Source organism: Actinokineospora spheciospongiae (assembly GCF_003182415.1).
In the GTDB taxonomy this organism is placed as follows: Bacteria; Actinomycetota; Actinomycetes; order Mycobacteriales; family Pseudonocardiaceae; genus Actinokineospora; species Actinokineospora spheciospongiae.
The window spans coordinates 276,155-293,778 of record NZ_QHCP01000007.1 but is presented as its reverse complement, the minus strand read 5'-3'; the positions used below and the strand labels follow the sequence as shown (position 1 = coordinate 293,778).

The following is a 17,624-nucleotide window of genomic DNA, read 5'->3' as shown; positions in this document are numbered from 1 at the left end:
TCGTGAACGGCGCTCCCGGACGACCTACCGCCCGACCGTGACCCGCGAGGGGAGCACCCATGTCGATACGTTCACGGGTACCACCTCCTCGGTCTCTCGCACGGCCGACGGCAAGGTAGCAGTGCCCGCCGCGGTCCACCACGAGGTTTTCGCATGACCTCCGCGACCGCCCGGGTGAATCGAAAAAAGATCCGGGAGGCGGTGTCGGATCGGCGTGGTGGCGTTCGTAGCAGGGGTGAGGCCGCCCGCGGGGGTGGCCCGGACGAGGGGAACCGCGACCATGAGGCTGACGACCATGACCCAGGTCACCATCGACGGCGTGATGCAGGGCAACGGGCACGCGCCGGAGGAGGACCGCGAGAACGGGTTCGAGCGCGGCGGGTGGGCCCGGACCTCGCCCTCGACCCGGTCGAGTCGCGGGTCGACTCGAAGGGCGTGGCGATCCAGGTCCACCGGCCCGCCGGGCGCCCGCGGTACGCGACGGTCTGAAGTCCCCCGCTTTCCCGACGACACAGGAGATGATCCTCAGATGCGGTACCTGGTTTCCGTCATCGACGACAAGGTCAACCCCGGCAGCACGGACCGGCAGCCCGCCATCAGCGCGTTCAACGAACGGCTGATCGCCGACGGCCACTGGGTCTTCGCGGGCGGACTCGCCGACACCGACGCCGCCACGGTCGTCGACAACCGGGGTGAGCAGGTCGTGTTCAGCGACGGGCCCTTCGTGGAGTCGAAGGAGTACCTCGCGGGCCTCTGGGTGTGGGAGGCCCCCGACCTGGACGTGGCGCTGCGGCTCGCCACCGAGGCGTCGGAGGTCTGCGACCGCAAGATCGAGGTGCGGCCGTTCCGGTGAGCGATGTCGACGAGGCGGTCACCCGGGCCCACCAGGAGGGGTGGGCCCGGGTGGTCGCCGCCCTGACCAGGCGCTTCGGTGACCTCGACATCGCCGAGGAGTCGGCGGCCGAGGCGTTCGCGACCGCCGTCGAGCGGTGGCGGGCCGACGGCGTGCCCCCCAACCCCGGCGCGTGGCTGACCACCACCGCCAACCGCAAGGCCATCGACCGCATCCGGCGCGAGAACAAGCGCGACGACAAGCACGAGGAGGCCCGGCTGGTGCACGACGACGACCCGCCCGAGCCCCCCGGCGCCATCGACGACGACCGGCTCCGGCTGATCTTCACCTGCTGCCACCCGGCGCTCGCGCCGCAGACCGGGGTGGCGCTGACGCTGCGCATGGTCGGCGGCCTGACCGTGCCCGAGATCGCCCGCGCCTTCCTGGTGGCCGAGACCGCCGTGGGGCAGCGGATCACCCGCGCGAAGACCAAGATCAAGGCGGCGCGCATCCCCTACCGCGTACCGTCCGCCGAGGACCTGCCTGCCCGCGTCACCGGTGTGCTCACCGTCCTGTTCCTTGTCTTCAACGAGGGCTACCTGGCCACCGGCCCCGACACCGACCCGGTGCGCCACGACCTGACCGCCGAGGCGATCCGGCTCACCCGCCTGATCCGCGCCCTCCTGCCGGAGGACGGCGAGGTGGCCGGGCTGCTGGCGCTGATGCTCCTCACCGAGGCCCGCCGCCCCGCCCGGGTCTCGGCGGACGGCGAACTGGTCGCCCTGCACGAACAGGACCGCGGGGCCTGGGACCCCGCCCTGATCGCCGAGGGCCACCGGCTGGTGCGCGAACGCCTCGCCGCTGCCGCCGCCGGGGTGGCCCCGGGCCGCTACCAGGTCCTGGCCGCGATCAACGCCGTGCACACCTCCGCCCGCGACGCCCGCGACACCGACTGGTCCCAGGTCCTCGCCCTCTACGACCGGCTCGTCCGCCTCGACCCCTCCCCGATCGTCGCCCTCAACCGGGCCATCGCGGTCGCCGAACTCGACGGCCCGGAAGTGGCCCTGGCGACCGTCGACCGCCTCGAGGACGATCTGGCCCGCTACCACGCCTACCACGCCACCCGCGCCGACCTGCTGCGCAGACTGGGCCGCAGCGAGCAGTCGCGCGCGGCCTACGACACGGCGATCGAACTGGCGGGCAACACCGCTGAAACCGCCTACCTGACCCGCCGCCGCGACCAACTGGGGTGGAGCCCTCCCGGCGCGGCAACCGAAACACGGCCTAGTCCTCCCGTGGAGGGACGTTGAGCACCTCCAGGTAGAGCTTGCGGACGATCGCCTCCTGCGTCGCGCCCGTCGAGACGTAGTGGTCGAGTCCGGGGGTGCCGTTGACCTCGATCACCGCGCACGTGCCCTCGTCGGAGGCGATGTCCGAACAGGCCAGGTCGACACCGCAGAACCTCAGGTTGAACAGGCCCGCCACCGTGACCGCCAGGGTGACCCACCGCTCGGCGACGATTCCGGTCACGTCGTCGGCGGTGCCCCCCGCCGACAGGTTGGAGATGTCGAGCAGGCGGACCCGTTCGCCGGTTTCCGGCACCGAGCGCAGCGTGCGCCCGTCCCGGCGCAGTCGCGCCCCGATGCGGGCGTCGCCCGCCCTGAGCACCGTGTCGCGGAGCCCCAGGCTGTACGACTCCTGCAACCGGGACATCAACTCGGCCACCGTGGACGTGCCGTCCCCGACGACCGCCAAGGGGTTGCGCCGGTACGCGGAGATGAGCTTCCCGTCGAGCACGACCAGGCGGTAGTCCGGCAGGTCGATGGCCTCCTCGACGAGGGCCACCCGGACCCGCTCCTCCTCGAACGCGGCGAACACCCCGGCGAGTTCCGCCTCGTCGGACACCCGCCACACGTTGATGCCCTTCGAGCCGTCGACGGGCTTCACGTACACCGGGAACCCCGTGTTGTCCCGCACGTACTCGGCGGCGGCGTCGACGGTGCGCAGCGCGTGGTGGCCGTTCGACTCCATCCGGGGGCGGATGCGCCGGGCCCACCAGGGGAGCAGGAACGACTCGCCCCTGGCGCAGGGAACACCGGAACGGCGCAGGAAGAACTTGGTGTGGGCCTTGTCCTTCACCACCTCCTGCGCGGCACCCGAATTCAACCCGACGTCATTCCCGCGAGTCGTGCGGTACGTGCCGTTCGCGTAGTGGATTCTGGTGACGTACCCGTACTCCGGCTCGATCTCGACATCCACGACGTTGGACAACGCGCCCTCCGCGAACAGCCCCGCGACCATCCGGGTGACATACGGGTAATGCGGCGCACCATCGATGACCATGTCGCGACACGTTACCCCGCAACGGATTCAACCCCGGGATGGCCTGGAGGTCGTCCGGGTGGCCCCGCCCCATTCGGTCTCAGCTCGGACTGACTTCCCGCGCTCGAGAGGCGGGGGACCGCACTGCTGGTCCACTGTGGATTGAACGTGGGAAGGTCCGGCACCAGGCCGGGGTGGCTCAGCGCGCGGGCCAACAGCCCCCACGCGACCTGCCCGGCTGCCCCCCGCCCCGGCGGCCGTGCCCCAGGTCGGGGACGGTGCTGGATGGGGGCGGAGGGGCGGGAGGAGGTGCCTCAGCGCGTGCTCGCCAGCCGGGTGACCGGGGTGGTGTCGCGGTCGACGAGGAAGTCGGGTCTGGTGGGGGAGCGCGGTGCGTTGGTGACCGAGTTGTAGGTGATCAGCAGCAGTGCCCGGCCCCGGTCGGACCGGTTCTCCGCTGAGGAGTGCACCAGGTTCGGGTGGAACGCGAAGAGCGTCCCCGCCGGTCCGGTCAGCTCGACGGTGCCGTGCGCCTCGGCCAGGTGCCGGGCCACCGCGCCGTCCACCCGGTGCGGCAGGTCGGCCGAGACGTGGCTGCGCCAGTCCGCTTCCCCGGCACCCACCCGCTCCGGGACGTCGAGCAGGTGGGTGCCGGGGATCACCGTCAGCGGGCCGTTGGTCGAGTCCACGTCGTCGAGCAGGAGGGCGATCGTCAGCGCCCTGGGTTCGGGCATCCCGTCCTCGGTGCGCCAGAACGGGTAGTCGCGGTGCCAGGGCCAGGCGGCCCCGAGGCGGGGCTGCTTCAGGTTCACCTTGAACTGGTAGACGTACGCGGGCGTTCCCAGCAGCGCCTCCGCGGCGTCGACCAGGGCGGGGTGGCGGACCAGCCGGGCGCACCCGTCGTCGTGGCGGTGGCAGCCGTGGACCGCCCGCACCACCGACGACCCCGCTTCGTGGACGACCTCCGGCCGGTCCTGCGCGCTGATCCGCTCGATGGCCGCGCGCAGCTCCGCCACCCGGTCCGGCCCCAGCCGGGCGGGCAGCCCGCTCCACCCGTGCGCGGCGTAGTCGGCGACCAGCGAACCGGTCGCCGCCTGCTCGACCGGCATCAGGCCGGGTCCCCGCCGTCGCGGGCGTGGCCCTCCATCGCCTCGATGAGGCTCTTGGGGCGCATGTCCGTCCAGTTGCGCTCCACGTACTCCAGGCACTCGGCCCGCCCGGCCGGTCCGTGGGCGGTGGTCCAGCCCGCGGGCACCTCGACGAACTCCGGCCACAGCGAGTGCTGGCCCTCGTCGTTGACCAGCACCAGGTAGGTGCCGTCCTCGTCCTCGAAGGGGTTGGTCATCGTGGTTCCTCTCCACTCGTGGGTCTACCGCTGGGTGCCGCGCGGGTGCGCGGCGTCGTGCCGCCGGGTGGTGTCGAGCCTTGCGGCCAGCACCCGGCCGATCTCGGCGGCCGGGCCCGGCCGCATCATCTCGGCGTGCCTGCACCCGATGAGGTGCGGTCGCACCGCGCCGTCGACGTGGGGCAGCCACCGCCGGGCCAGCGAACCGGGGTCCGACTTGCCCACGGTGGCGGTGAACAGCAGCAGGTCGCCGCGGAACCGGCCCAGGTCGGCGGTGTGCACGACCCGGACGTTGTTGTCCATGACCCGCAGGAAGCCGGGCAGCTCGGACTCGACGAAGGCGCCGATCGCGCTGCCCCGCTCGCGCAGCAGCGCGGCCACGGCCTCCGGGGTCGGTTCGCCGTCGCCGAGGTCGCGCGGGTCGCAGCCCGCCACCTCCAGCAGCAGCTCCAGCGCGACGCCCCGGCCCACCGGCTCGACGTCCGGTCCCGCCTGCGCGGCCCCGGCGGTGGCCAGCGTGGTCGGGTAGGTGTCGAGCACCGCCAGCAGCGCCACCTCCTCCCCGGCCGCCTGCAACCGGGTGGCCACGGCGTGCGCCACCGGGCCGCCGAAGGACCAGCCGAGCAGGTGGTAGGGGCCGTGCGGCTGCACCGACCGGATCTCCCCGAGGTAGTCCTCGGCGACCTCCGCCACGGTCGAGGGCAGCGCGTCCGGCTCGGTGTACGCCCTGGCCTGCAACCCGTAGACCGGGTGCTCGGCCGGGATGTGCGGCAGCAGGGCCGCGAACGGCCAGCCCAGGCCGCCACCGGGGGACACGCAGAACACCGGGGGCGCGTCCCCGCCGCGGCGCAGCGGCAGCAGCACGGCCAGCGCGTCGTGCTCGCCGACGCCGGTGTCGAGCAGCGTGGCCAGCCCGGCGACGGTGGGTGCCTCGAACAGCGCGCGCAGGGTCAGCTCCGCGCCGAACGCGGCCCGCACCCGCGCCACCACCCTGGGGACCAGCAGCGAGTGCCCGCCCAGCTCGAAGAAGCTGTCGTCGATGCCGACCGAGGGCAGGCCGAGCACGTCGGCGAAGATCCCGCACAGCACCTCCTCGTGCGGGGTGCGCGCCCGCCGGGCACCGGGCCCGCCGGGCAGCGGGGCGGGCAGCGCGGCCCGGTCCACCTTGCCGTTGCGGGTCAGCGGCAGCGCGTCGAGGACGACGAACGCCGCGGGCACCATGTGGCCGGGCAGGGCGGCGGCGACCCGCCCGCGGACCAGTTCCCGGTCGACCTCGTGCCCGGCGGCGGGCACGAGGTAGGCCACCAGCCCGGTGGTGCTCCCGTCGGCGCGGGCCACCACGGCGGCCTGGGCGACACCGGGCTGGGCGGCGAGCACCGCCTGGACCTCGCCCGGTTCCACCCGGAACCCGCGGACCTTGACCTGCTGGTCGGCCCGGCCCAGGAACTCCAGCTCGCCCGCGCCGGTCCAGCGCACCAGGTCGCCGGTGCGGTACATGCGCTCCCCGGTCCCGGCGAACGGGTCGGGCAGGAACCGCTCGGCGGTCAGCCCCGGCCGCCGGTGGTAGCCGCGGGCCACCCCGGCGCCCGCCGCGTACAGCTCGCCGGGCACCCCGGCTGGCACCGGTGCCAGCCGGGCGTCGAGCACGTAGAGCCGGGTGTTCCACAGTGGACCGCTGATCGGGGCGGTGCCCGGCCACCCGGCCGGGTCGGCGGGCAGGGTGTGGGTGGTGACCGCGTGCGTCTCGGCCGGGCCGTACACGTTGTGCAGCCTGCGGCCGGGCAGCGCCGCGTGGAACGCGCGCAGGCCGCCGCCGAGCGCCAGGGCCTCGCCGCCCTGGAGCACGTCGGTGAGCGACGGGAGCGCGGTGCCCAGGTCCCCGGCGGCCTCGACCAGCGCCTCGACCGCCGGGTTGGGGGCGAACAGCTCGTTCACCCCGTACCGGTCGATCCAGCGCGCGAGCGCCGTGGCGTCCCGGCGCACCCGCTCCGGCGGGATCACCAGGGTCTTGCCCGCCACCAGGGTGGACAGGACCTCCTGCACCGCGAAGTCGAAGGCGAGCGCGGTGAACTGGGCGGTGCGCGTGCCGGGCCCGCCGGGCAGCGCCGACCGGTGCCAGGACAGCAGGTTGACCAATCCCCGCACCGGCATCACGACGGCCTTCGGGCGCCCGGTGGACCCCGAGGTGTGCACCACGTAGGCCGGGTTCTGCGGCCGCACCGCGGTGGTGCGGTCCGCGTCGGTGATCGCGGTGGCCGGGGTCGCGGCGACCGCCGCCAGGGTGGCCGGGTCGTCCAGGGCCAGCCACGCCACCCCGGCCGCCGCGCCGGGCAGCCGGGCGGTGATCTCGCCGGTGGACAGCACCAGGTGCGGTTCGACGTCGGCGAGCAGGTCCGCGACGCGCTGGGCGGGGTCCTCCGGGTCGAGGGGCAGGTAGGCCGCGCCCGCCTTGAGGACGGCGAGCACCGCCACCACCAGCTCCGGGGAGCGCGGCAGCAGCAGCGCCACCACCCGCTCGGGACCCGCCCCCCGGCCGATGAGCAGCCGGGCCAGCCGGGTGGACCGCTCGTCCAGCTCGGCGTAGCCCAGTCCGGCGGCGCTGTTCCCCGCCGGACCGGTCTCCTCGTCCGCCCACAGCACGGCCGGGCCGTCCGGGGTGCGGGCCACCTGTTCGGCGAACAGTTCCGGCACCGACCGCGCCCGCACCGGGTGGGCGGTGTCGTTGCGGGTGACCAGCAGCTCGTGCCGCTCGTCGGGGGTCAACACCTCCACGGCGGTGACGGGGGTGTCCGGTTCGGCCAGCACCGCGGCCAGCAGCCGGGTGAAGGTGGCCGCCAGCCGCTCGACGGTGCCGCGGTCGAACAGCTCGGTGCTGAACTCCAGTGCGCCGTTGACGCCGTTCGGGGTGCCGTCCTCCGCCCGGCTCTCGGCCATGCTGAACAGCAGGTCGAACCGGGACGTGCCCAGCCCCACCGGCACCTGCTCGGTGCGCAGGCCGGGCAGCTCGACCGCGGCCCGCGCGTTGTTCTGCAACGCCAGCATCACCTGGAACAGCGGGTGGCGGGCCGCCGACCGCTCCGGCCGCAGCACCTCCACCAGTCGCTCGAACGGCACGTCCTGGTTGGCGTAGGCGGCCAGGTCGGCCTCCCGCACCCTGGCCAGCAGCGCCCGGAACGACGGGTCGCCCGAGGTGTCGGTGCGCAGCACCAGCGTGTTGACGAAGAAGCCGACCAGTTCGTCGAGCGCGCTGTCGGTGCGACCGCCGACCGGGGTGCCGATCGGGATGTCGGTGCCCGCGCCCAGCCGGGTGAGCAGCACGGCCAACCCGGCCTGCAGCACCATGAAGACCGTCGCCTGGTTCTGCCTGGCGAAGGCCACCAGCTCCGCGTGCGGGCCCGGGTCGAGCCGGAAGGCGATCCAGTCGCCCCGGTGCCGGGTGGTGGCCGGGCGCGGCCGGTCGACCGGCAGCGCCAGCTCCTCGGGCAGCCCGGCCAGGCGCTCGCGCCAGAAGCCGGTCTGCCGGTGCACGGGGCTGGTGGGGTCGTCCTCGTCGCCGAGCACCGCCCGCTGCCACAGGGTGTAGTCGGCGTACTGGGCGGGCAGCGGCGCCCAGCCCGGGGCGCCCCCGCCCAACCGGGCGGTGTAGGCCGCGGCCAGGTCGCGCATCAGCGGCGCCATGGACCACCCGTCGCTGGCGATGTGGTGCAGCACCAGCAGCAGCACGTGCCGGTCGCCGCCGAGGTCGAACAGCGCGGCGCGCAGCGGCAGGTCGGCGGCCAGGTCGAACGGCTCGGACACCGCGGCGGCCACCAGCGCGGGCAGGCCCGCCTCGTCGGCGGGCACCCGGCGCAGGTCGGGTCGCAGCCCGTCGGGGTCGAGCACCACCTGGTGGGGTTGGCCGTCGGTCTCGGCGAACACCGTCCGCAGGCTCTCGTGCCTGGTCACCAGGTCGGCCAGCGCCTCGGCCAGCGCGGTCGCGTCGACCCGCCCGGACACCCGCAGCGCCACCGGCACGTGGTAGGTCGGGCCCGCGTCCTCGAACCGGTCGAGGAACCACAGCCGCCGCTGGGCGAACGACAGCGGCACCCGCTCGGGCCGCGGCCCGGCGGTGAGCGGTGGGCGCCCCGCCCCGTCCGCCGCGCCCAGCAGCCCGGCCAGGCCCGCCGGGGTCGGCTCCTCGAACACCGCGCGCACCGACAGGTCGACCCCCAGCACCGCGCGGATGCGGCTGACCAGCCGGGTGGCCAGCAGCGAGTGCCCGCCCAGGTGGAAGAAGCCGTCGTCGGGGCCGACCGCGGGCGCGCCGAGGACGTCGGCCATCAGCTCGCAGAGGACGTCCTCGGTCGGGGTGCGCGGGGCCCTGGCCGCGCGCTCCCCGCGCACCTGCGGCTCGGGCAGCGCGGACCGGTCGACCTTGCCGTTGGGCAGCAGCGGCAGCACGTCGAGCACCACGAACGCGGCGGGCACCATGTACTCCGGCAGCGCCGCCTCGGCGTGCGCCCGGATCGCGGCCACCTCGGGCGAGCGCCCGGACCGGGGCACCAGGTAGGCCACGATCTGCCGGTCGCCGCGCGGGTCCCGGCGGGTGACCACGCAGACCTTGGCCAGGTCGGGGTGGCTGTCGAGCACCGACTCCACCTCGCCCGGTTCGATGCGGAAGCCGCGGATCTTGACCTGGTCGTCGGTGCGGCCGAGGAACTCCAGTTGCCCCTCGGCGTTCCACCACACCAGGTCGCCGGTGCGGTACATGCGTTCGCCCGGCCCGCCCAGCGGGTCCGCGACGAACCGGTGCGCGGTCTGCCCCGGCTGCCCGAGGTAGCCGCGGGCCAGTTGCACCCCGGCCAGGTACAGCTCGCCGGGCACACCGGGCGGCACCGGCCGCAGGGCGTGGTCCAGCACGTACACCCGGGTGTTCCACAGTGGACGACCGATCGGCACCATGCCCGGCCCCCGGTCGCGGGGGCAGTGGAACGCCGTCGTGTCCACCGACACCTCCGTGGGCCCGTACAGGTTCCACAGGTCGGCGCCCAGCACGCGGAAGAAGTCCGCCCGCAGCTCGTCGGAGAGCAGTTCGCCGCCGTAGATCACCCGCTTGAGGCCGGTGCACAGCGCCGTGGTCGGCTCGTCGACGAAGACCCGCAGCATCGGCGGCACGAAGTGCGCCGTGGTCACCCCCGCCCGGCGCACCAGCCCGGCCAGGTACGCCGGGTCGCGGTGCCCGCCCGGCTTGGCCAGCACCGTGGCCGCGCCGACCGCCAAGGGCCAGAAGAACTCCCACACCGACACGTCGAAGCTCGACGGGGTCTTCTGCAGGACCCGGTCCTCGGCGGTGAGCCCGTAGGTCTCCTGCGCCCACAGCACCCGGTTGACGATGCCGCGGTGCGGGATGACCACGCCCTTGGGCCTGCCGGTCGACCCCGAGGTGTAGATGACGTACGCCGGGTGGTCGGGACCGGCCACCGGGGTGGGGCCGTCGGCGGGCAGGGTCGCCAGTTCCGCGACCACCGCCGGGTCGTCGAGCACCACCGCGGGCACCGCCGCGGCGCCCGCGGGCAGCCCGCCCCCGCCGCCGACGGTCAGCGCGACCACCGGGCGGGAGTCCGCCAGGGTGTAGGCGATCCGGTCGGCCGGGTACTCCGCGTCGACCGGCAGGTAGGCCGCCCCGGCCTTGACCACGGCGAGCAGGCACACGACCAGTTCGACGGACCGGGGCACGGCCACGGCGACCACGTCCTCGGCGCCCACCCCGCGCGCGGCCAGCAGCCGCGCGAGCCGGTTCGCCCTGGCGTCGAGGTCGGCGTAGGACACCTCGGTGTCCTCGAACACCACCGCGGTGGCCTCGGGCGTGCGGGAGACCTGCGCCTCGACCAGTTGCGACAGCGTCGTGGGCGGCAGTTCGCGCGCGGTGTCGTTGCGCACCACCAGCAGTTCGTGGCGCTCGGCGTCGTCGAGCACGTCGATGGTGGCCAGGTCCCGCTCCGGGTCGGCGGCCACCGCCCGCAGCACCCGCAGCAGCCGCGCCAGCACCCGCTCGGCCTGTTCCCGGTCGATGAGGCCGGGTTGGTGGTCGAGCCGGAACCGCAGCCGCTCGCCCGCGCGCACGGTCAGCGAGAGGGCGTAGTGGTTGGCGTCGCGGCCGGAGACGCCGCTGATCCGCAGCCCGGTGTCCGGGAGCGCGATGGCCCTCGGGTCCGTCGGGTAGTTCTCGAAGGTGACCACGGTGTCGAACAGGTCGGTGCTGCGCCCGGCCCCGCCCGCCGTGCCCGCGAGCCGCTGCACGTCCGCGAGCGGCAGGTACTGGTGCTCGGCCATGCGCGCCTGCGCGTCCTGCAACTCGGTGAGCGCCCGCGCCGCGCCGCGGCCGGGGGTCAGGTCGACCCGCACCGGCACCGCGTTGATGAACAGGCCCACCATCGCCTCGACCCCGTCGACCTCGGGCGGGCGGCCCGAGACGATGGTCCCGAAGACGACGTCCGCGCGCCCGGTGAGCGCGCCCAGCACCACCGCCCAGGCGCCCTGGACCACGGTGTTCGTGGTCAGGCCCAGCCGCCGGGCCGCGGCGGACAGCGCGTCGCCCACCGCCCGGTCCAGCTCGCCGGTGCGGCGACCGGGCGCCGTGGGCGTCCAGTCCGGCGGTGCCGTCGCCACCAGCGTCGGTTCCTCCACGCCCGCCAGGTGGTCCCGCCACGCCCGTTCGGCCGCGCCACGGTCCCATGTGGACAACCAGGTGAGGTGGTCGCGGTAGGGCGCGATCGGCGGCCCCGCCGCCGCGCCGCCGTGGTATAGCTCGAACAGCTCGCGCACCAGCACGGGGGTCGACCAGCCGTCCAGGAGCACGTGGTGGTTGGTCATCAGCAGCCGGTACCGGTCGGCGGCGACCCGGACCACCGTGAACCGCAGCAGCGGCGGGTGGTCGAGCCGGAACCGGCGGGTGCGGTCCCGCTCGGCGACGCGCTCCAGCTCGGCCGCGGGGTCGGCGGCACCGGACAGGTCCACCTCGTGCCACTCCGGTCGCACGTCCCCGGCGATCACCTGCACCGGGCTGCCGGAGGCGCGCCGGGGGAAGCAAGCCCGCAGGTTGTCGTGCCTGGCCACCACCGCGTCCGCCGCGGCGCGCAGCCGGGCGGGCTCCCACGGGCCGTCGAGGTCGATGGCGAGCTGCACCGCGTAGAGGTCGGCGGCGCGGTCGTCGTACCAGGCGTGGAAGAGCAGGCCCCCCTGCAACGGGGCCAGTGGCAGCACGTCGGCCAGCCCGGGCACGGCCGCCGCCAGGTGGTCGACCTCCCGCTGGGAGAGCTCGACGAGCGGGAAGTCCGAACCGGTGTGCCCGCCGCCGCCCGCGTCGACGTGCCGGGTGATGCCCTCCAGCGCGTGCCGCCACAGCTCGATGAGCTCCGCGACCTCCGCCTCGGCCAGGGCGGTGCGCGGCCAGGTGGCGGTGGCGCGCAGCCGCGGGCCGTCGGGGTGCTCGTGGGTGACGGCGTTGACCTCGACGGCGTGCGCCGCGGGCAGGTCGGCGGTCAGCGCCGCGCGGTCGGTGCCGGGCGCGGCGCGGTCGAGGCCGCCCGCACCCGCGCCGAACCGGCCGAGGTAGTTGAACCCGATCTGCGGGGTCGGCAGCGCGGCGAGCACCGCGCCCGCCTCCGGCCGCAGGTACCGCAGCAGGCCGAAGCCCACGCCGTGGTCGGGGACCGCCCGCAGTTGCTCCTTGACCCGCTTGACCGCGCGGCCGACGCCGTCGCCGCCCGCCCGGACCTCGGCCCAGCCGACCTCGCCGGGGTCCAGGCGCACCGGGTGGATCGCGGTGAACCAGCCGACCGTGCGGGACAGGTCGGCCCCGGTGTCGCCCTCGTGCCTGCCGTGGCCCTCCAGGTCGACCAGCACGGCGCTGCCCGCCGCCGCCCGCCGCCCGCGCCACCGGGCGACGGCCAGCGCGAGCGCGGTCAGCAGCACGTGGTCGACCCCGGCGTGGAACGCGGCGGGCACCCGGGTCAGCAGCGCGCTCGTCAGCTCGGCGGGCAGCTCCGCGGTGAACCGGGCCGCGGTCGAGGCGGTGTCCGCGGCGGGGTCCAGCGGCCGGTCGAGCAGCAGGGGGTCCGGGGTCCGCAGCACGGCGGTCCAGTGCGCCAGCTCCCCGGCCCGGTCCACCGCCTCGGCCCGCTCGGGCAACTGCCTGGCCCACCGCCGCAGCGGGGTGCCCACCGGCGCGAGCCCGGGAGCCCGGCCCGCCGACACCGCGGCCCAGGCCGCGTGCAGGTCGGGCAGCAGGATGCGCCACGACACGCCGTCCACGGCCAGGTGGTGGACCACCAGCAGCAGCCTGCCCGGGGTGTCCGCCCCGGCGTCGAACCACACCGCGCGCAGCAGCGCACCGGCACCGGGGTCCAGCGCGCGCCGCGCGGCCACGGCCGCCCGGTCGACCGCCGCCGCGTGCTCGGACGGGTCGAGCCCGGTCAGGTCGACCGTGGTCAGCAGGTCCTCGGCGGGCACGGGCGCGGTCGGCCCGACCGACAACCGCCACGGCCCGTCCGCGGGGCGCTCCAGGCGCATCCGCAGGGCCTCGTGGTGGTCGAGCAGGGCTTGCAGCGCCGCCGCCAACCGCCCTGGCGCGCAGTCGGGCGGGGTGTCCAGCAGCACCGACTGGTTGAACTCGTCGACCGGGCCGCCGCGCTCGCGCAGCCAGTGCGCGATCGGGGTGAGCGGCACCTCCCCCCAGGCGTCCTCCGGGGTGCTGCCGGGCCGCGCGGGGCGGGCGATCGCGGCCAGCCGCTCGACGGTGCGGTGGCTGAACACCTCGCGCGGGGTGAACACCAGGTCGGCGGCCCTGGCCCTGGCCACGAGCTGGATGGAGACGATGCTGTCGCCGCCGAGGTCGAAGAAGTCGTCGCGCACCCCGACCGAGGGCACCCCCAGCAGGTCGGCGCAGAGCGCGCAGAGCACTTCCTCGGCCGCCGTGCGCGGGGCTTGCGCGGTGGTGGACGCGGTGAAGTCCGGGGCGGGCAGCGCCCGCCGGTCCAGCTTGCCGGTGGGCCCCACCGGCAGCGCCGCCAGCTCGACGACGGCCGCCGGGACCATGCGGTCGGGCAGGGCCGCGGCCACGTGCGCGCGCACCTCGGCGGGGTCGAGCCGGGCACCGGGCGCGGGCACGGCGTAGGCCACCAGCCTGCGCACGCCCGGCGCGTCCTCGCGCACCACCACGGCGGCCTGCGCGACGCCCCCGTGGCGCAGCAGCACCGACTCCACCTCGCCCGGTTCGATCCGGAAGCCGCGGACCTTGACCTGCCGGTCGGCGCGGGCGACGAACTCCAGCTCGCCGGTGCCGCGCCAGCGCGCCAGGTCGCCGGTGCGGTACATGCGCGCACCGGGCGGCCCGAACGGGTCGGCGACGAACCGCTGCGCGTCGGTGCCCGGCTGCCGCAGGTAGCCCCGGGCCAGGCAGTCGCCCGCCAGGTACAGCTCGCCGGTGAGCCCCTCGGGCACCGGGCGCAGCGCGGCGTCGAGGACGTGGGCGCGCACACCCGGGTTCGGCCTGCCGATCGCGGGTGCCGCGTCGCCGGACAGCGGGTCGCTCAGGGTCGCGCACACGGTGGCCTCGGTCGGGCCGTAGGCGTTGAGCACGCGGCGGCCCGCCGACCACCTGGCGACCAGCCCGGCGGACAGCGCCTCGCCACCCACCACCAGGCAGCGCAGGCTCGGCAGGGCGGCGGGCGGGACGGTGGCGAGCACCGAGGCGACCACCATCAGGTGGGTGGCGCGGTGCTCGTCGACCAGCGCGGCCAGCTCCGGCCCGACCGGGTCGCGCCCGGCGCCGGGCAGCACCAGGGCCGCGCCGCTGAGCAGGGTCATGGCCAGTTCGCCGACGACGACGTCGAAGTGCGGCGCCGCGACCTGGAGGACCCGGGAGTGCCGGTCCAGGCCCAGCCGCTCGGCGTGGCCCCCGGCCAGGGACGCCAGACCGGTGTGCGCGACGACGACGCACTTGGGCGTGCCGGTCGAGCCCGAGGTGGGGATGACGTAGGCCGGGTGCGCGGGCAGCAGCGGCGCGGCCCGGTCGGCGTCGGTCGGGTTCGCGCTGTCCTGCTCGGTGCTGTCGGTGCTGTCGGTGCCGGTGGGGGTTGTGGGTGCCCCCGCCAGGTCGACCTCCAGCCGGGGCACGCCGGTCGGCGCGGGCAGCGGGCGGTCGGCGGTGGCGAGCACCAGCACCGGCCGGGTGTCGTCGAGCAGGGTGCGCAGCCGGGGCTCGGGCAGGTCGGGTTCGACGGGCAGGAACGCCCCGCCCGCCTTGGCCACGGCCAGGACCGCCACCACGAGGGCGACCGACCGCGGCAGCGCGAGGGCCACCACCCGCTCCGGACCGGTGCCCGCCGCGATCAGCGGCCGGGCCAGCCGGTTCGCCCTGGCGTTCAGCTCGGCGTAGGTCACCGGGCCGGTGTCCGGGCAGTCGACGGCCACCGCGTCCGGGGTGCGCTCGACCCGCGCCTCGAACAGGGCGGGCAGCGTCGCCGGGGGCACCGCGGCGGCGGGGGCACCCCACCGCCGCAGCCGCTCACGCTCGTCGGGTGCGAGCAGGTCGAGCCCGGCCACCGGCAGGCCCGGGTCCGCGGCGATCGCCCCCAGTACGCGCACCAGCCCGCGCAGGGCCGTGCGGGCGAGCCGGTCGGGCACGTGCTCCGGGTGGTGGTGCAGGCCCAGCCGCAGCCGCGGCCCCGGCACGGCGGCCAGCCCCAGCGGGTAGTGGGTGGAGTCCTGCCCGTGCACGCCGGTGATCCGCAGCCCGGCCGCGGGCGGCTCGCCGGGGCCCGCGTCGAACGGGAAGTTCTCGAACACCACCGCGCTGTCGAACAGCGGACCCACCCCGGCCACCCGCTGGACCTCGGCCAGCCCCAGGTGCTGGTGGGCCATCAGCCGGGTCTGCTCGTCCTGCAGGCGCGCGAGCAGGTCCACGACCCGCGCGGCCGGGTCCAGCCGCACCCGCACGGGCACGGTGTTGACGAACAACCCCACCATCGACTCGATCCCGGCGACCTCGGGCGGCCTGCCCGCCACGGTGGCGCCGAACACCACGTCGTCGCGGCCGGTGAGCGCGGACAGCACCACCGCCCACGCGCCCTGCACCAGCGTGTTCGTGGTCAGCCCGCACCGGCGGCCCACCGCGGTGAGCGCGGCGGTGGTGTCCTCGGGCAGTTCCGCGCCGATCCGGGTGGGCTTCGCCCGTCCCGCGTGCCCGGCGTCGGGTGCCACCAGGGTGGGGCCCGGCAGGTCGGCGAGGGCGGTGCGCCACGCCTCCCTGGCCGCGTCCCGGTCCTGCGTCGCCAGCCACGCCAGGTGGTCCCGGTACGGGGTGGGGGCCGGGAGGTCCGCCGCGCCGCCGTGCAGGGCCACCAGGTCGCGCAGCAGCGCCGGGGTGGACCAACCGTCCAGCACGAGGTGGTGGTGGGTCAGCACGAGCCGGGCGTGCCGCTCGCCGAGGCGGACCAGCAGGAAGCGGATGAGCGGCGCGGTCGAGACGTCGAACCGCTCGGCGCGGTCGGCGGCGAGCAGGGCGGCGAACTCCTCGGCCCGCCGCCCGCCCGCCCCGGACAGGTCGACCTCGCGCCAGGGCAGGTCGACCCGGTCCAGCACGACCTGCGCGGGAGTGCGCAGGCCGGTGTGCCGGATCGCGGTGCGCAGGGCCGCGTGCCTGTCGACCAGGGCCGCCGCGGCGGCGCGCAGCCGTTCGGGCCGCCACGGGCCGTCGAGGTCGACGGTGAGCTGCCCGGTGTAGGCGTCGTGCCCGCGTTCCCCGGACCCCGGCCCGTCGTAGAGGGCGTGGAAGAGCAGGCCCTGCTGGAGCGGGGCGAGCGGCAGCACCTCGACCAAGCCGGGCAGATCCCGTTGGAGGCCGTCCAGCTCGGCCTGGTCGAGGTCGGCCAGCGGGAAGTCCGAGGGGGTGAACCCGCCCGCGCCGGGTTGCCCGGTGTGCTCGACCAGACCGGTCAGCGCCGCGAACCACAGCTCCGCCAGCTCGCGCACCGCCGCCTCGTCGAGCACGCCGGAGGGCCAGGACCAGACGGCGTCGAGGCGGGGGCCGTCGGCGCCGTCGTGGGTGATGGCGGTGATGTCGACCGCGTGCACCACGGGCATGTCCGGGTCCGCCGTCGGCACCGCGTGCGGCTCGTCCGCCGGGCCGAAGTCGCCGACCTGCCCGCCGGAGCCGAACCGGCCGAGGTAGTTGAAGCCGATCTGCGGGGTGGGCAGCGCGGCCAGGGTCGCCGCCGCGGTGGGGTCGAGGTGGCGCAGCAGCCCGTGGCCGATGCCGTTGTCCGGCACCGCGCGCAGTTGCTCCTTGACCCGCTTGAGCGCCATCCCGGCGGCCGGGCCGCCGCGCAGCGCCTCGGCCGGGTCGACCGGCCCGGCGTCCAACCGCACCGGGAACGTGGCTGTGAACCAGCCGACGGTGCGGCTGAGGTCGAGCCCCGGCGCGATCTCCTCGCGCCCGTGCCCCTCCACCTCGACCACGACAGCGGTGGTGTCCGCGCCGCGCCCGCGCCGCCAGGCGGTGACCGCCAGGGCCAGCCCGGTGAGCAGGACGTCGTTCACCGCCGCGTGGTGGCGTGCCGGGACCTCGGTGAGCAGCGCCTCGGTGGTGGCCACCGGCAGCGACAGGGTCAGGTGCCCGGCGTCGCGGCGCAGGTCCTCGCCCGGCCGCACGGGCCGCGCACCGAGCTGGGGGTCCTCCCCGTCCAGTACGGCCACCCACCCGGGCAGCTCGGCGGTGCGGGCGGGGTCCAGCGCGGCGGTGACCAGGTGCTGGGCCCAGCGCCGGAACGGGGTGCCCACCGGCTCCAGGTCGGGTGCGGCCCCGGTGCGCACGGCCGCCCAGGCCGCGGCCAGGTCCGGCAGCAGGATGCGCCAGGACACCCCGTCGACGGCCAGGTGGTGCACGACCAGCAGCAGCCGGTCGCCGTCCGGCCGCCCGGTGGCGAACCGGACCGCCCGCACCACGACACCCGCCTCGGGGTCCAGCTCGCCCACAGCGGCGGTGCCGTGCGCGGTCACCAGTTCCGCCAGGTCGGTGCCGGGGTCGGGGCAGCGCACGGTGGTGAGCAGGTCCTCCGCGCGCGCGGAGCCCGGCTCGGGCACGCG

6 protein-coding genes and 1 pseudogene (1 of these 7 cut by a window edge) are annotated in these 17,624 nt (G+C 75.9%); 3 read left to right on the top strand and 4 right to left on the bottom strand.

Annotation, left to right across the window (positions count from 1 at the left end):
* Positions 1–280: 280 nt before the first annotated feature.
* The 3 genes and pseudogenes from DFQ13_RS35145 to DFQ13_RS20555 form a co-directional block, all read left to right on the top strand.
* Positions 281–388: pseudogene (locus DFQ13_RS35145) on the top strand (dihydrofolate reductase family protein); the annotation flags it as partial.
* 141 nt (positions 389–529) lie between these two features.
* Entirely contained in the window at positions 530–853 is a 324-nt protein-coding gene (locus DFQ13_RS20560) for a YciI family protein (protein ID WP_110081034.1), read from the top strand.
* On the top strand, positions 850–2,142 hold the full coding sequence (locus DFQ13_RS20555; RefSeq protein WP_110080971.1) for an RNA polymerase sigma factor: 1,293 nt from the start codon (positions 850–852) through the stop codon (positions 2,140–2,142). Before DFQ13_RS20560 ends, DFQ13_RS20555 begins: the two co-directional genes overlap by 4 nt.
* Here the strand turns inward: DFQ13_RS20555 and DFQ13_RS20550 are convergent.
* The 4 genes from DFQ13_RS20550 to DFQ13_RS20535 form a co-directional block, all read right to left on the bottom strand.
* Positions 2,117–3,175: a hypothetical protein gene (locus DFQ13_RS20550; RefSeq protein WP_146241302.1), complete on the bottom strand. Its 1,059-nt coding sequence runs from the start codon at positions 3,173–3,175 to the stop codon at positions 2,117–2,119. The genes DFQ13_RS20555 and DFQ13_RS20550 overlap by 26 nt on opposite strands.
* 293 nt (positions 3,176–3,468) lie before the next feature.
* A complete protein-coding gene (locus DFQ13_RS20545) occupies positions 3,469–4,263 on the bottom strand; it encodes a phytanoyl-CoA dioxygenase family protein (RefSeq protein WP_035284296.1) in 795 nt (264 codons plus the stop codon).
* Positions 4,263–4,499 (bottom strand): MbtH family protein, encoded by a 237-nt coding sequence (locus DFQ13_RS20540; protein ID WP_035284298.1) that lies wholly within the window; start codon positions 4,497–4,499, stop codon positions 4,263–4,265. Before DFQ13_RS20540 ends, DFQ13_RS20545 begins: the two co-directional genes overlap by 1 nt.
* Before the next feature lie 24 nt (positions 4,500–4,523).
* Positions 4,524–17,624: the 3' portion of a non-ribosomal peptide synthetase gene (locus tag DFQ13_RS20535; RefSeq protein WP_181400079.1), read on the bottom strand. The gene runs 9,771 nt beyond the window's last position; the window shows 13,101 of its 22,872 coding nt (coding positions 9,772–22,872); the start codon falls outside the window, past its right edge; it ends in the stop codon at positions 4,524–4,526.

Coding starts and splice junctions, on each gene's coding strand:
- DFQ13_RS20560 (WP_110081034.1), top strand. CDS start 530: ATGCGGTACCTGGTTTCCGTCATCGACGACAAGGTCAACCCCGGCAGC.
- DFQ13_RS20550 (WP_146241302.1), bottom strand. CDS start 3,175: ATGGTCATCGATGGTGCGCCGCATTACCCGTATGTCACCCGGATGGTC.
- DFQ13_RS20545 (WP_035284296.1), bottom strand. CDS start 4,263: ATGCCGGTCGAGCAGGCGGCGACCGGTTCGCTGGTCGCCGACTACGCC.
- DFQ13_RS20540 (WP_035284298.1), bottom strand. CDS start 4,499: ATGACCAACCCCTTCGAGGACGAGGACGGCACCTACCTGGTGCTGGTC.